14 protein-coding genes and 1 pseudogene are annotated in these 14104 nt (G+C 63.8%); 7 read left to right on the top strand and 8 right to left on the bottom strand.

Annotated features, from left to right (window positions below):
• Window positions 1-55 precede the first annotated feature (55 nt).
• Complete coding sequence (locus F3H26_RS13905; protein ID WP_149776624.1) at window positions 56-673, top strand: TetR/AcrR family transcriptional regulator; 618 nt, start codon at window positions 56-58, stop codon at window positions 671-673.
• Between the two features lie 9 nt (window positions 674-682).
• On the opposite strand, the gene F3H26_RS13900 is transcribed toward F3H26_RS13905, so the two are convergent.
• From F3H26_RS13900 to F3H26_RS13885, 4 genes are all read right to left on the bottom strand, one after another.
• Window positions 683-1522 carry a DMT family transporter gene (locus tag F3H26_RS13900; RefSeq protein WP_149776623.1) on the bottom strand — a complete coding sequence of 280 codons (840 nt, stop codon included), beginning with the start codon at window positions 1520-1522 and terminating at the stop codon, window positions 683-685.
• A gap of 304 nt (window positions 1523-1826) precedes the next feature.
• Complete coding sequence (locus tag F3H26_RS13895) at window positions 1827-3806, bottom strand: bifunctional 2',3'-cyclic-nucleotide 2'-phosphodiesterase/3'-nucleotidase (protein ID WP_394349776.1); 1980 nt, start codon at window positions 3804-3806, stop codon at window positions 1827-1829.
• Window positions 3807-4028: 222 nt separating this feature from the next.
• Window positions 4029-4748 carry a glutathione S-transferase family protein gene (locus F3H26_RS13890; protein WP_149776622.1) on the bottom strand — a complete coding sequence of 240 codons (720 nt, stop codon included), beginning with the start codon at window positions 4746-4748 and terminating at the stop codon, window positions 4029-4031.
• Window positions 4735-5343, bottom strand: coding sequence for an NAD(P)H-dependent oxidoreductase (locus F3H26_RS13885; protein WP_149776621.1), 609 nt, complete (start codon window positions 5341-5343; stop codon window positions 4735-4737). Before F3H26_RS13885 ends, F3H26_RS13890 begins: the two co-directional genes overlap by 14 nt.
• 128 nt (window positions 5344-5471) lie before the next feature.
• Between F3H26_RS13885 and F3H26_RS13880 the strand changes: the two genes are divergently transcribed.
• Window positions 5472-5837 (top strand): winged helix-turn-helix transcriptional regulator, encoded by a 366-nt coding sequence (locus F3H26_RS13880; protein WP_223162513.1) that lies wholly within the window; start codon window positions 5472-5474, stop codon window positions 5835-5837.
• Window positions 5838-5854: 17 nt separating this feature from the next.
• Here F3H26_RS13880 and F3H26_RS13875 read toward each other — a convergent pair whose 3' ends face one another.
• Window positions 5855-6865, bottom strand: coding sequence for a LacI family DNA-binding transcriptional regulator (locus F3H26_RS13875; RefSeq protein WP_149776620.1), 1011 nt, complete (start codon window positions 6863-6865; stop codon window positions 5855-5857).
• 245 nt (window positions 6866-7110) lie between these two features.
• Between F3H26_RS13875 and F3H26_RS13870 the strand changes: the two genes are divergently transcribed.
• The 5 genes from F3H26_RS13870 to F3H26_RS13850 all read left to right on the top strand — a co-directional run bounded on the left by F3H26_RS13870 (window position 7111) and on the right by F3H26_RS13850 (window position 12511).
• Entirely contained in the window at window positions 7111-8379 is a 1269-nt protein-coding gene (locus tag F3H26_RS13870) for an ABC transporter substrate-binding protein (protein WP_149776619.1), read from the top strand.
• Window positions 8380-8479: 100 nt separating this feature from the next.
• Window positions 8480-9325 carry a carbohydrate ABC transporter permease gene (locus tag F3H26_RS13865; RefSeq protein WP_005976918.1) on the top strand — a complete coding sequence of 282 codons (846 nt, stop codon included), beginning with the start codon at window positions 8480-8482 and terminating at the stop codon, window positions 9323-9325.
• Complete coding sequence (locus tag F3H26_RS13860; RefSeq protein WP_149776618.1) at window positions 9322-10161, top strand: carbohydrate ABC transporter permease; 840 nt, start codon at window positions 9322-9324, stop codon at window positions 10159-10161. Before F3H26_RS13865 ends, F3H26_RS13860 begins: the two co-directional genes overlap by 4 nt.
• A gap of 21 nt (window positions 10162-10182) precedes the next feature.
• Entirely contained in the window at window positions 10183-11223 is a 1041-nt protein-coding gene (locus F3H26_RS13855; protein WP_149776617.1) for an ABC transporter ATP-binding protein, read from the top strand.
• Between the two features lie 10 nt (window positions 11224-11233).
• Window positions 11234-12511 (top strand): amylo-alpha-1,6-glucosidase, encoded by a 1278-nt coding sequence (locus F3H26_RS13850; RefSeq protein WP_149776616.1) that lies wholly within the window; start codon window positions 11234-11236, stop codon window positions 12509-12511.
• Window positions 12512-12524: 13 nt separating this feature from the next.
• On the opposite strand, the gene phoB is transcribed toward F3H26_RS13850, so the two are convergent.
• The 3 genes and pseudogenes from phoB to F3H26_RS13835 all read right to left on the bottom strand — a co-directional run.
• Window positions 12525-13208: a phosphate regulon transcriptional regulator PhoB gene (gene phoB, locus F3H26_RS13845; RefSeq protein WP_149776615.1), complete on the bottom strand. Its 684-nt coding sequence runs from the start codon at window positions 13206-13208 to the stop codon at window positions 12525-12527.
• A complete protein-coding gene (gene phoU / locus F3H26_RS13840; RefSeq protein ID WP_149776614.1) occupies window positions 13208-13936 on the bottom strand; it encodes a phosphate signaling complex protein PhoU in 729 nt (242 codons plus the stop codon). Before phoU ends, phoB begins: the two co-directional genes overlap by 1 nt.
• A pseudogene (locus F3H26_RS13835) lies at window positions 13933-14104 on the bottom strand (phosphate ABC transporter ATP-binding protein); the annotation flags it as partial. The gene phoU and the pseudogene F3H26_RS13835, both read right to left, overlap by 4 nt.

The raw sequence follows: 14104 nt of genomic DNA, 5'->3' as shown, positions 1-14104 counted from the left end.
GAAACTGAACTGTCCGGTTTATAGATTTGCAGCACCACCCAACCAAGGAGACACCATGACTCAAGCCGCCACCATCGTGCGTACCGGACGAAAATTCGACCAGGTTCTGAAAGGCGCCCGAGAGGTTTTCATGGCGGATGGGTTCGAAGGCGCCAGCGTCGATGAAATCGCGCGTGCGGCGGGTGTGTCAAAGGCGACGCTCTACAGCTATTTCCCAGACAAACGACTTCTGTTTTCCGAGGTGGCGCAGACCGAGTGCTGCCGCATGGCCGAAAACGTGTTGGCCATGATCGACGAGACCAAGCCGGTGCGCGAGGCGTTGATGATCACGGCAACCCATCTGACCCGGTTTCTGGTATCGGATTTCGCGCAGCAGGTGTTCCGCATCTGCGTGGCCGAGCGCGACCGATTCCCCGAACTGGGCAAGGCGTTCTACGAGGCCGGCCCCGCCAACGGCCAACGCCAGATGGCCGAATACCTAGAGAAGGCGGTGGCCAAGGGCGAGCTGGCGATTGATGATGTGCATTTTGCCGCCGAGCAGTTCTCGGAATTGTGCAAGGTGCGCCTGTGGACGCTGGCGGCTTTGGGGATCCAGACCCGGTTCTCGGACGAGGAAATCGACGAAGTGGCCAGGAACGCGGTCGAGATGTTCATGGCGCGTTACGGCACCTGACGGACCGGCTCAGCCCGACAGCCCAACCAGCGCCACGCCCCCTGCCATCAGGACGGCGGCCCCCAGCCTGCGCACCCAATAGCCTTCGTGCAGAAAGACGAACCCGATCAGGGCCGCAAAAATCACCGAGGTTTCCCGCAACGCCGAGACCGCCCCCAGCGGTGCGAAATTCTTGGCATAGAGCACCAGCCCATAGGCCAGCATCGACACGAAGCCGCCCAGGATGCCGATCACCCAGGTGCGCGCCGGCAGATGTGCCAGAACCCGCCGCCGTCGCAGGCCCACGAATCCGGCAATGAACAGGTGCAGAAACGCCCCCCAGGCCCAGTAGCTGAGCGTGTTTCCAGACAGCCGCACCCCGATGCCGTCCACAACCGAATAGACCGAGATGCAAAGTCCGGTACCCACCGCAAACCCCAGCGCCGCGCCGCCGACACCCTGCCTGAGCGAGCTCCAACTGCTGAGCTGGATGCCGACCGCGATCAGGCCGATGCCGATCCAGGCTTGCAGGGGCAGAACTTCGTCGACCAGAAGAAAGGCCCACAGCGCCACCAGCGCCGGAACGATGCCCCTGGCAATCGGGTAGACGACGCTGAGGTCTCCATGCTGATAGGCTTTGCCCAGCATGAAGTAATAACCGAAATGCACGACGGTTGACAAAAGGATGTAGACAAAGCTCTCGCCGCCCGGAAAAGGCAGGACCAGGACCATGACGCTGGCCGGGATGACATGCCCGAAAGCCACAAGGCCCAGAGTCGTCGTTCGGTCGCCCGCGGTTTTGACAATGGCGTTCCAGACGGCGTGCAGGATGGCAGCCGACAGAATGATTGCGACGACGAATGGGCTCACCGGCGGTCCTCATGTGATGGGGCGCGCCCAAGCAGGATCGGCCCGACTGCAACTTTCTTGCACCGAGGTGCCGGCGGGGCCGTACCGGTGGTCGATTCCGGTTACATCGGATCGACCTGCTCGCGCAAGGTTTCAGAATGCGAAACCGAAAATGTCCCAAGGCGCGCCGCGCTGCCGATCCGCGGGTTTGAGAAATCAAAGGCCCGGTCGCCTTGCATCGCGGAGCGTGGTGCTGTCGGGAGATCGTGCCCAGGCAAAAAAACGGGCGGCCAGCTCGGCCGCCCGATGCGGTGTCCGCCGCCGGTCAGAGCGTGATGCGGAAGGCCGCGAAACCGTCGGCCCCGTCGCCTGCATCTTCCAGCGCCAACCCTTTGACGTCGCTGATGTAATCACGCGCCTTGGGGCCGGTTTCGAACAGAACCGTGGTGTCGCCCAGCGGTGCGAAGGACCAGTTGCCGTCGGCCTTGGGGTCGATCGTGCCTTGCTCCACGATATAGCGCACGATCACGTCGCGATTGGTGTCGGGGGCCTCGAACACGATGGTGTCGCCCATCGCGCCCGGGAACGATCCGCTGCCCGAAGCGCGGTAGTTGTTGGTGGCGATGATGAATTCCATGTCGTCGGTCACCGGGGCACCGTCGAACTGCAGGTTCACGATGCGCGCCGCGTCGGGGTTGATCTCTTCGCCTTTCGGCCCAAAACGCGAGGGCTGTGACAGGTCGATCTGGTAGGTCACGCCGTCGATCACGTCGAAATTGTAGGACGGGAATTCGGGGTTCAGCAGCAGCGCATCCTTGGCGCCCGGCTTGATCTGGTTGAACATCCCGGCCGAACGCTCCAGCCAGCCGCGCAATTGCGCGCCGTTCACGCGAACCGCGCGTACGGTGTTGGGATAGAGATACAGATCGGCCACGTTCTTGATCGCCACATCGCCCACCGGCACGTCGGTATAGTATTCGGGGCCACCCCGGCCACCGGCCTTGAACGGTGCCGCCGCCGACAAGATCGGCAGGCCCTCGTGTTCGGTGCCTTTCAGCATCTCCTCGACATACCATTTCTGCGCGATCGACACGATCTGGACCGACGGGTCATCGGCGACCAGCGCGAAATAGCTGTGCAGCGGGGCCGAGGTCTTGCCCACCGCGCGGCGCACATAGGCCAGCGTTTCCTCGTGGTCCTGCGCGACCGAGGCCAGCACCTTGGGGTCGTCCTCGACCAGCGCGGTGATCGAGCGGTCTTCGTTGCGCTTCGAGATCGGCCGCGCCTCGGAGGTGGTGGTGACCACGCGCCATTCGTTGCCGTCGCGTTCCAGCAGCAGGTCGAGCACGCCCAGATGCGACCCCCAGAACCCGCCCATGACGGCCGGCTTGCCCATCAGCGTGCCCTTGTCCACGTCAACGCCCGCACGGTCGGCGAAGGTGGGCGAGGGGAAGACCAGGTGGTTGTGCCCGGTCACCAGCGCGTCGATGCCATCGACCCGGGCCAGCGGGACCGAGGCGTTCTCCATCCCGTCCGCGTGATCGGCCGCGCCGATGCCCGAATGCGACAGGGCCAGGATCAGATCGCAGCCTTGCTCTTTCATCTCGGGCACATAGGCCTTGGCGGTCTCGACGATGTCGCGGGCCTGCACGTTGCCTTCCAGGTGGCGGCGGTCCCAGTTCATGATCTGTGGCGGGGTGAAGCCGATGACGCCGATGCGGATCGGCTGCTTGCTGCCGTCGCCCAGTTCGATCTCGCGGTCGAGGATGACATAGGGCTGCACCAGCGTCTTGTCCGCGCGCGGGTTGGCGCCCTGTTCCTTGGCGATATTGGCCAGCACGATCGGGAACTGCGCCCCGGCCAGCGATTTTTCCAGAAAGCTCAGGCCATAGTTGAACTCGTGGTTGCCCAGCGTCGCGGCATCATAACCCAACGTGTTGAATGCGTTGATGATCGGGTGGGTGTCGCCATCGTTCATGCCACGCTCGTAGGCGATGTAGTCGCCCATCGGGTTGCCCTGAAGAAAGTCGCCATTGTCCACCAGCATCGAGTTGGTAGCCTCGGCCCGGATCTGGTTGATGATCGCGGCCGCGCGCGACAGGCCCACCGTATCGCGCGGCTTGTCGGCATAGTAGTCATAGGGAAAGACGTGAACGTGAATGTCGGTCGTTTCCATGATCCGCAGATGCGCCTGGTTGCTTGCGGCGGCGGCGGAGAACGGGTGCAGGGAAACCATGGCGACGCCGGCCGTGGTGGAGGCCAGGAATTGACGCCGCGACATCGCGAATTTGCTGGATAGGGTCATGAGGCACCTCTCTAATGAATTGGTCGACGCATCATCTGAACGTTTATGACGACAATGATGTGACAGCGCGGCCCGAGGGGATCACCCGGCGCGCCGATGGTTCAGACTGACCCCTTTTGACACCCGAGTAAAGCACCCACCCGGCCATCGACTTGCGCGCGGGCGGTGCGACGCCCAGGGCGCTGTTGTGCGCGGCCGGGCTGGGGAGCCCGGGCCGCGGCCTCAGTCCTTTTTCACGTCGCCGGCAAACCGTGCGGCGTTTTCCCGCGCAAAGGTGCTGGCATCAGCCGAGGCATCCCAGAACTGCGGATTGGCCTTGGGAATGGTCAGCGCCTTCTGCACTGCGGGGCGGGCGTCGATGCGGTCGAACCATGCGTTCAGATGCGGAAGGTCATCGACCTGAACCCGCGCCCAGACATAGGCCCGCGCCCAAGGGTACAGCATCATGTCCGCGATCGTGTATTGCCCTGCCGCAATCCAGTCACGCCCATTCAGGTGATCATTCATCACCTCCATAAGGCGGCGGCTTTCGTCCACGTATCGGCGGATCGAGAACGGTTCGGTATGGCCATTGGGGGCGGCAATGTGCTGGAAATACATGGCCTGGCCCATCATCGGACCCACATGCCCGACCTGGAACAGCATCCACTGCATCACCTCGGACTGCTGCATCGGATCTGAGGGCAGGAACTGACCGTATTTCTGCGCGAGGTGCCACAGGATCGCGCCGCTTTCGAAAATCGCGCGACCTTCGGCCCGGTCTTCGATCACCGGGATCTTGCCGTTGGGGTTCAGCGACAAGAACGCCGGCGTCTTTTGTTCCTGCTTTGAAAAGTCGATGGGGGTCAGGTCGTAGGGCACGCCTGCCTCTTCCAGGAAGATCACCGGTTTGTAGCCATTCATCGTGGCCGCGGTATAGAGGTGAATGTCAGGCCGCGACATGCGCGATCTCCTCGAAATGCTTTTTCAGATGTGCGTCGAACCGCTGGAAATCCTGCTCGATCCGGGGGTTCTTCATCACGTCGAAAGCCGCGAAGGTGGGCAAAGGCTGCATCGCCAGAAACTTGGCGTTCAGGTGCATGGGCCACAGCAGGTCATCGACGCTGGCCCCGGCAAAGAACGGCTCGGCGGGGTTGTCGAACGCCTCGCGCGGAGCGTTGAAGGTGACCGACAGCATGTATTTCGTTCCGTGCAGCAGGCCACCGGTGCCGTAATTGGCCTTGGGCGCCTCGGCGGTCCGACCGTCGCCGGCCAGCAACCGGCCGTCCATGCCCGCGGTGTAAACCTCGTCGAGGTATTTCTTGAGCACCCAAGGTACACCCATCCAGTTCACCGGAAACTGCATGATGACCACATCCGCCCAGACATGGGCGTCGATCTCGGCATTGATGTCGTACCCTTCGGCAACCGTGGTCACGCGCACCTCGTGGCCCATGCCGGTCAGCGCGTCCTGCGCCCGTTGCACCAGCGACGCGTTCAGGCGGCCAGGTGCGAATTCATACGGCTGCGTACCGTTCACGATCAGGATCTTGCTCATGTCCATATCCTTGGTTTTGAAACTGCTTGCCCCTTGACTTCGGGCGGGGTGAAACCGAACTTGAGAACGGTAGTGAGGAATTGCAACCAGTTTACTTTTGGTAACCTGATAACAGATCGGAGAATACCTTGCGCGCACGCATGGAGCAGGAGGATCAAGGCAAGCGGCAGGCGGTATCCCCATGCCTCGAACCATGCCCCATCGAACGCGGCATGCGGATCATCGGTGGCAAGTGGACCGGTTCGATCCTTTGGCATCTCAAGGATGGGCCGGTGCGCTTCAATGACCTGTCGCGGATGATCGGCGGCGCCAGCAAAAAGATGATTGCCGAACGCCTGCGCCAACTCGAGGCGTGGGGGTTGGTTCGTCGCCAAGTGATGCAGACGGCTCCTGTATCGGTTCACTATTCGATCACCGAACAGGGCGCCAACGCGCTGGGGTTTCTCGACGAGCTGCGGAAATGGAGCGCGCAGCTGCCAGACCCCGACCTGTGATCCGCCGTCCGCGTCGCTCAACCAGTCGGGGCCGGCCCGGTGGTCTCCCGGGCGACGAAGCGGGCCGAGACCTCGGAAACGGTGGCGGGCATGTCCGGGTCATTGATCCGGTCCAGCAAGGTCCGCGCCAGTCTGCGGCCCAGCCTTTTGGGCGAAACCGCCATTGTGCTGAGGGCCGGGATGGCAACCGAGGCGTCCTCGGTATCATCAAAGCCGATGATCGACACATCGCGCCCGGGCTCCAGACCGGCGCGCATCAGCCCGTAACAGGCACCCAGGGCGACCATGTCGCCGTTGCAGACGATGGCGGTCACCTCGGGATGGGCCGCGCGCAGCTTCAGCATCTGCTCCATCCCCGCGCGCTTGGTGTCGGGTGAGGGCCAGATGATTGGCGCGGCCAGCGATCTGGCCTGAACCGCGCGCTGATACCCGGCAATCCGGTCCTTGCGGACCGGGTTCAAGCCGGTGCCGCCGAAAAACGCGATGTGCCTGTGGCCCAGATCGGCCAGATGATGCGTGGCCGTTTCGGTGGCCTCGGCATTGCGGATGCCGACATGGTCGAAATCGGGGCTGATGTGGCGCAGGAACGTCACCGTGGGCACCCGGTGAGTGCGCAGCAGGTCCAGCGTCTGCGCGCTGGTCTCCAGCGCAGGCACCCACAGCAGGCCGCCGCGCCCGTTGCGGATGAAATCGCGCAATTGCCTGCCCTGCCGTTCCGCGTCGTCGCGCGTATCAAGAATCGAGACCAGATACCCCTCGGCCTCCAGCAGCTCGACCGCACCGCTGACGACTTCGGCGTTGAACGGGTTTGCGAACTGGTTCAGAACGAACCCGATTTCCCGGTTCTCGCCCGACCGCATCGACGCTGCGCGCGAGTCGGTGACATAGTGCAAGGCCTCGGCCGCCTGCAGAACCTTTTTTCGGGTCTGATCGGAAATCCGCCCGGTGCCGCGCATCACCTGGCTGACCGTCGGAATCGAAACTCCGGCGGCTTTGGCGACACTGGCGAGGGTGGGTTTGGCGGGCATTTCTCGGACTTCGGATATATCGTTGCATCACCAAAATGCCCAACCCTCTAGGGTATTGCAACGTGCAAATCTGCGAACTTGGAAACTTCGGGCCATGCGCTCGGAAAAAATTCGTTGACGAAAGATATATCGTTATACCATGCTGACCGCATCGCCTGGGGTGAGTCGGTGCACGACACGCACAGCAAACCGACCCCGCCGGGCAGAACGGGCAAAAGGCCCAATCGAAACTCTGGGAGGAGTCCATGTCAATTCAATCCAAGCTGGTCGGTGCCGCATCCGGCCTTGTTCTGGCCCTGGCTACAAATGTGGCGCAGGCCGAGGTTCTGTTCTGGTCGACGCAGGCCAAGCCGGTCGAAGAGGCGCAGGCCATGCGCGAACAGGTCCTTTCGGGCTTCGAGGGTGGCGTGGACTACCAGCCCAACGACGGCGGCCCCTGGCTGACGCGTCTGCAGGCCGAATTGCAGGCCGGCTCTGGCACGATCGGCGTGCTGGGCGCGCTGCATGGCGATTTCTCGGCCATGAACCCCGATGATCTGGTCGACCTGGATGACCTGGGCATCGCTTCGGCCTCGGACACGTTCAATGAACTGGCCAAGCTGGGCACCGACAGCCTGCAGTATATCCCCTGGATGCAGGCCAGCTATATCATGGCGGCCAACAAAGAGGCGCTGCAGTACCTGCCCGAGGGCGCCGACATCAATGCGCTGACCTATGACCAGTTGATCGCTTGGGCGGCCAATGTGCACGAGGCGACGGGCGAACCGAAATTCGGCTTTCCGGCCGGGCCCAAGGGGCTGAAGCACCGCTTCTTCCAGGGCTATCTGTACCCGTCCTATACGAACGGCGTGGTGCGGACCTTTGCCAGCGACGATGCCGTGACCGCGTGGGAAAAATTCCGCGAGCTGTGGACGCATACCAACCCGGCCTCGACCAATTTCTCGTTCATGCAGGAACAGCTGTTGTCGGGCGACGCCTGGATCGTGTTCGACCACACCTCGCGTTTGGCGCAGGCCTTCAACGAGCGGCCTGATGACTTTGTGGCCTTCCCGGCCCCGGCGGGCCCGACCGGGCGCGGCTTCATGCCGGTTCTGGCCGGGGTCGCCATCCCCCGGACGGCCCCCGACATGGCAGCATCGAAGGCGCTGGTCGCCTACATGATGAAGCCGGAGACCCAGATCGCTACGCTGCGCGCGACGAACTTCTTCCCGGTCGTCGCGGTTGATCTGCCCGATGACCTGCCGCCGGCCGTCAAGGCCGCGGGCGACGCGGTCGCCAAGATGAGTGGCTCGGCCGACGCCAACCCCGGGCTGCTGCCCGCGGGACTGGGCGACAAGGGCGGTGACTTCAACCGTGTCTATACCGACGCGTTCGAGCGGATCGTGCTGGCCGGTCAGGATATCCGCACCGTGCTGGACGATCAGAAAGGCGCGTTGGAGGCGATCATGCAGGAAACCGGCGCGCCCTGCTGGGCCCCGGATGCACCTTCGGACGGCCCGTGCCCCGTCGAATAAGGGTCTGACCTGATCCCGACACCGGGCTTGACGCGGGCCCGGTGTCCCCGAACTCTCTGCCCGAAACCACCGGAACTTCCGCAAGGAAAGGAGCGATCTGATGAACGCTCGTGTGTTGCCCTATGTGCTGATCCTGCCCGTGACGGCGTTTCTGTGCCTGTTCTTTCTGTATCCTTTCGTCCTGGTCGCCAAACAGGCCTTCAGCACCGGCGACGGATTTACGCTGGACAATTTCCGGCAGGTGGTCGGGTACTGGAAATTCCCGATCTCGCTGCAGAACACGCTGCTGCTGGCGGCGGCGGTGGTTCCGGTGCAACTGGCGCTGGCGCTGCTGATGGCCACGATGGTCAACAAGATGCAGCGCGGGCGCGACCTGGTGCTGTATGTCTGGACCATCCCGCTGGGTATCTCGGATCTGGCCGCAGGCATCATCTGGCTGGCGATCTTCGAACAGTCGGGCTTCCTGAACTCCATGCTTTCTGGGCTGGGCGTGGTGGACCGGCCGGTGAATTTCCTCAGCTATCAGCACCCCGGCGTGGTGTTCCTGGCCATCGCCTTGGCCGAGATCTGGCGCGCCACGGCGATCATGCTGGTAATCCTGGTGGCCGGGATCGGCCTGATCCCCAAGGAATATTATGAGGCGGCCGAGGTCTTCGGCGCCTCGCCCTGGAAACGCTTCACCCGCATCACGCTGCCGCTGCTGCGCCCGTCGCTGCAGACGGCACTGGTGCTGCGCGTGATCCTGGCCTTCGAGGTCTTCGCCGTGGTGCTGGCCCTGGGCGGCACCCTGTTCCCCGTCCTCATGAGCGAAACATACGCCTATCAATTCGACCTGCTTGACAGCGGCGCGGCGGCGGCGATGGCGCTGATCATCCTTGCCATCTCGATCGGGTTCACCCTGATCATATTGCGCGCCCTGCGTGTCCCGAAAGGAGCCACGATATGACACCCGTCACGACCGATGTCGCCGCGCCCGATACGCGCCGGGCCGGACGATATGTCTACATCGCCGCGGTGGTGCTGCTGTGCGCCTGGGTGCTTGTGCCGCTGTATTTCCTGCTGATCAACACGCTGTCCTCGCCGGAAACGGTGAACAGTTTTCCCAAGCCGTTCCTCCCCGAATTCGACCTGGGCAGCCTGGGGTTCTTTGCAGGATTCGCGGGCATCCTGACCGCGCTCAAGAACTCGATCCTGGTGGCGGGGCTGACGATGATCATGTCGATCCTGATCGGTGCGCCGGCGGGCTATGCCCTGTCCCGGTTCGACTTTCGCGGGAAAGAGGCGTTCCGCCTGCTGATCCTGCTGACCCGCGCCTTTCCGCTGCCGCTGCTGGCGCTGCCCCTGGCGGTGATGTTCATCCAGACCGGGCTGGATGACACGGTATTCGGCCTGTCGCTGGTGCACACCACGCTGGCCATCCCGTTCGCGGTGCTGATCACGTTCTCGCTGTTTTCCGGCATCCCGCTGGAACTGGAAGAGGCCGCCTGGACGCTGGGCTGCACCCGGCTGACCGCCTTCACCAAGGTGGTGCTGCCGCTGATCCTTCCGGGGATTACGGCCTCGGCCATCTTCGCCTTCGTGATCTCGTGGAACGAGGTGTTCGCCGCCGCCGTTCTGACGATCGAGAACCGGACCCTGACGGCCTTTTTGCTGCAGAACCTCGACACCTCGCCGCTGCATCTGAAATTCGCGGGCGGTTTCATCCTGGTCGTGCCGGCGCTGATTTTCATCTTCGCCGTGCGCAAATACCTGTTCGCCATGTGGGGCATCGCCAACCGCTGACAGCCCCAAGGAGTTGGAATAATGGCAGAAATTCAAATCAAGAATGTCGCGAAACGCTTTGGCAGCTATCAGGCGCTGCACGACATCAACCTGACCATCCAGGACCAAGAATTCATGGTTCTGCTGGGGGCCTCGGGCTGCGGCAAGACCACGCTGCTGCGGATCATCGCCGGGCTGGAAACCGCGACCGAGGGCGAGGTCTGGATCGGCGGGCGCCGGGTGGATCACCTGCCGCCCAAGGATCGGGGCATCGCCATGGTGTTCCAGAACTATGCCGTGTTCCCGCATCTGACCGTGTTCGAAAACATCGGGTTCGGCCTGCGGATGCAGAAACTGCCCAATGACGAGGTCAAGCGCCGGGTCGAGCGCACGGCGGGCCTGATGCATATCGACCAGCTGCTGGGGCGCTATTCCGGCGAGTTGTCGGGGGGTCAGCGCCAGCGCGTCGCCGTGGCCCGCGCCCTGGCGATGGAGCCCGACGTGATCCTGATGGACGAGCCGCTGTCGAACCTGGACGCGCTGCTGCGGATGGAGATGCGGGCCGAGCTCAAAGGCGTTCTGGCCGAAAGCAACACCACCGCCATCTACGTCACCCACGACCAGGTCGAAGCCATGAGCATGGCCGACCGGATCAGCGTGATGCATCAGGGCAAGATCGTTCAGGCGGCCTCGCCGATCGAGGTCTACCGCAACCCGGCGGCCGAGTTCGTGGCCGGGTTCATCGGCAATCCGCCGATGAACTTCCTGCCCGCCACCCCGGCCGGAGACGGCAAATGGACCGTCGCGGGCCAGATCCTCGACGGGCCGTCGCGGACCACGCCGCTGCATTTCGCGATCCGCCCCGAGGATCTGCGCCCGGCCGATACGGGCCTGGCCGCCACGGTCAAAGTGGTCGAGCCCCTGGGCGCGCACCTTCTGGTCACCTGCAGCGTGGATGGCGCCTTGTTCCGCGCGGTTCTGGACAGCGATCTGACCGTCCGCCGCGGCGACACCCTGACCCTGGCCCCGCAGCCCGACCGGGTGCGCTGGTTCGACCCCGAAACAACGCTGGCCGTGGCCTGAGGAGCGCGCAATGAAACAGGATCTGATCGAACAGGCCCGCGCCGTTCTGGCCCGAAACGACCGGGGCGACTACACGGTGCCCACCCACGGCCTCTATCCGTTCCAGTGGAACTGGGACAGCGCGCTCAGCGCCCTTGGGTTCTCGCATTTCGACGAGGCCCGCGCCTGGCGCGAGATCGAGACCTTGTTCCGGCATCAGTGGGATGACGGCATGGTGCCGCATATCATCTTCCACGAGATGAATGACGGCTATTTCCCGGGGCCGGAGGTCTGGGCCACGGGCCGCGCGGTTCCCACCTCGGGCATCACGCAGCCGGCGGTGGCCGGGTTCGCCGTGCGGCGGATCCATGCGCGGGCGAAAAACCGCGCGCTGGCCGATGCGCAGGCCCGCGCCCTGCTGCCCAGGATCCACGCCTGGCATCAATGGTTCTACACGAACCGCGACCCGCAGGGCACCGGTCTGGTCGCCATCATCCACCCGTGGGAATCGGGGCGCGACAACTCGGTCGATTGGGACGCGGCGCTGGCCCGGGTCCCGACCGAAGGCGTGGCCCCGTTCCAGCGTCGCGACGTGGCCCATGCCAACCCGGCGCACAGGCCGACCGATGAAGAATACCGCCGCTATATCTGGCTGGTGCAACATTTCCGCGGCCTTGGCTGGGACAATTCTAGGCTGCATGACGCCTCGCCGTTCCGGGTCGTCGATCCGGGGTTCAACGCGATCCTGATCCGCTCGTGCCTGGACCTTGCCGCACTGGCCGACGACCTGGGCGAGGCCGAGATCGCCAGCGCCTCGCGCGCCTTTGCGCAGGCGGGAATCGCGGCGATGGACGCCCTGTGGAGCGAAACCCACGGGCAATATCTGTGCTTTGACCGGGTCACCGGAGCGCTGATCGACAGCCCGTCGATCGGCGGCTTGCTGGCGGCATTCTGTCCCATCCCCGATCACCGCGCGCAGGCCATCGCCCAGCGGTTGGACGCCATCGGTACCGCAGTCCCGTATCTGGTGCCCAGCCACGATCCGGCGGCCCCCGAATTCGACGGTCTGAGATACTGGCGCGGGCCGGTTTGGCTGATCGTGAATTACATGATCGCCGATGGTCTGAAACGCGCGGGCCAGACCCGGATCGTGCGGCGGATCGTCGACGACAGCCTGCGCCTGATCGAACAAAGCGGCTTTGCCGAGTATTACGACCCGGTCACTGCCGAACCCTGCGGCGGCAGCAGCTTTACCTGGACGGCCGCGATGGTGATCGAGATCCTGAACGCCGAGACCGCCCCGGCCTGACCGCCCGGCGCGGTCAGCCGAGCGCGTAGCCGGCCCCGCGCACGGTGCGGATGGGGTCATCTCCGCCCCGGGCCGTCAGCGCCTTGCGCAGCCGGCCGATATGCACGTCCACCGTGCGCGTGTCCACATAGATGTCCCGGCCCCAGACCCGGTCGAGAAGCTGCTCGCGGTTCCAGACCCGGCCGGGTTTTTCCATGAAGGTCGACAGTAGGCGGAATTCGGTCGGACCCAGCTTGATGTCCTGACCCGCGCGGGTGACACGGTGGGTTTCCGCGTCCAGAACGATATCCTGATATTCCAGCCTCTGGCCCACTGCGGCGGGCCGGGTGCGGCGGAACTGGGACTTCACCCGCGCCATCAGTTCGATCACCGAATAGGGCTTGGTGACATAGTCGTCGGCACCGGTTTCCAGCCCCCGCACCTTGTCGACCTCGTCGGACCGGGCCGACAGCATGATCACGGGGATCGCACGGGTGGCCGCGGTCATCTTGAGCTGCCGGCAGATCTCGATGCCTGACACCCCCGGCAGCATCCAGTCCAGCAGGATCAGGTCGGGCGGGGCCTCCTTGATCTGCAGAAGGGCTTCGTCGCCGTTCTCGGCCTGCATGACCGTGAACCCCTCGGCCTCGAGGTTGTAGCGGATGATCTCGCGCTGGGACGGTTCGTCTTCGACGACAAGGATCGTGGGGGTGGGCATCACCGGGCCTCGGTCGTTTCCTTTGGTGTCTGATCCTGACGTGGACGATCATCATCCGGCAACTCGCCGGTGATCAGGTAGATCGTCTGCTCGGCGATGCCGGTGGCGTGGTCGCCGATCCGCTCAAGGTTTTTTGCGACAAAGTGCAGATGCATGCCGGCGGTGATATTGGCCGGCTTTTCCATCATATGCGTCAGCAGGGTCCGGAACACGTTGTTGTAGACCGCATCCACCTCGGCATCGCGTTTTCGGATGTTTTGCGCCGCGTCCAGATCACGCTGGATAAACGCATCCAATGCGTCGGCCAGCATGGCCTGAACCAATTGAGCCTGGCGGGCGATGGCGGCGGTCACCTCGTCCAGGCTGGACGATTCCGCGATGGTGATGGCGCGCTTGGCGATGTTCTTGGCGTGGTCGCCGCTGCGTTCCAGCTGATTGGCGATGGTGAAGGTGGCCAGAACCACGCGCAGATCGACGGCCGTGGGGGCGCGGCGCGCTATGATGTTGGCGGCCTCGGTCTTCACCAGCTCTTCCAACTCGTCGATGCTGCGGTCGGCCTTGACCGTGCGTCGGGCCAGATCCACATCCCGTTCGCGCAACGCGGTGATCGCATCGGACAGCCCGGTTTCGACCAGCCCGCCCATGCGCATCAGATGTGCCTGGACAGCCTCCAATTCCGTGTCGAAGGACCGGACGATGTGCTTTTCCTTCATGGCTTCGTCGGTCATCCGATCCTCCCGGTGATATAGGATTCGGTGCGGGGATCTTCGGGGTTGGTGAAGATCTGGCCGGTGTCGCCGTATTCGACAAGGCTGCCCAGGTGGAAAAATGCGGTTTTCTGGCTGACGCGGGCGGCCTGCTGCATCGAGTGGGTCACGATCACGACCGAGAACCGC

Source organism: Ruegeria intermedia (assembly GCF_900129345.1).
Taxonomy (GTDB): Bacteria; Pseudomonadota; Alphaproteobacteria; order Rhodobacterales; family Rhodobacteraceae; genus Ruegeria; species Ruegeria intermedia.
The sequence above is the reverse complement of the archived record's forward strand: the minus strand, read 5'-3'. Positions and strand labels throughout refer to the sequence as shown.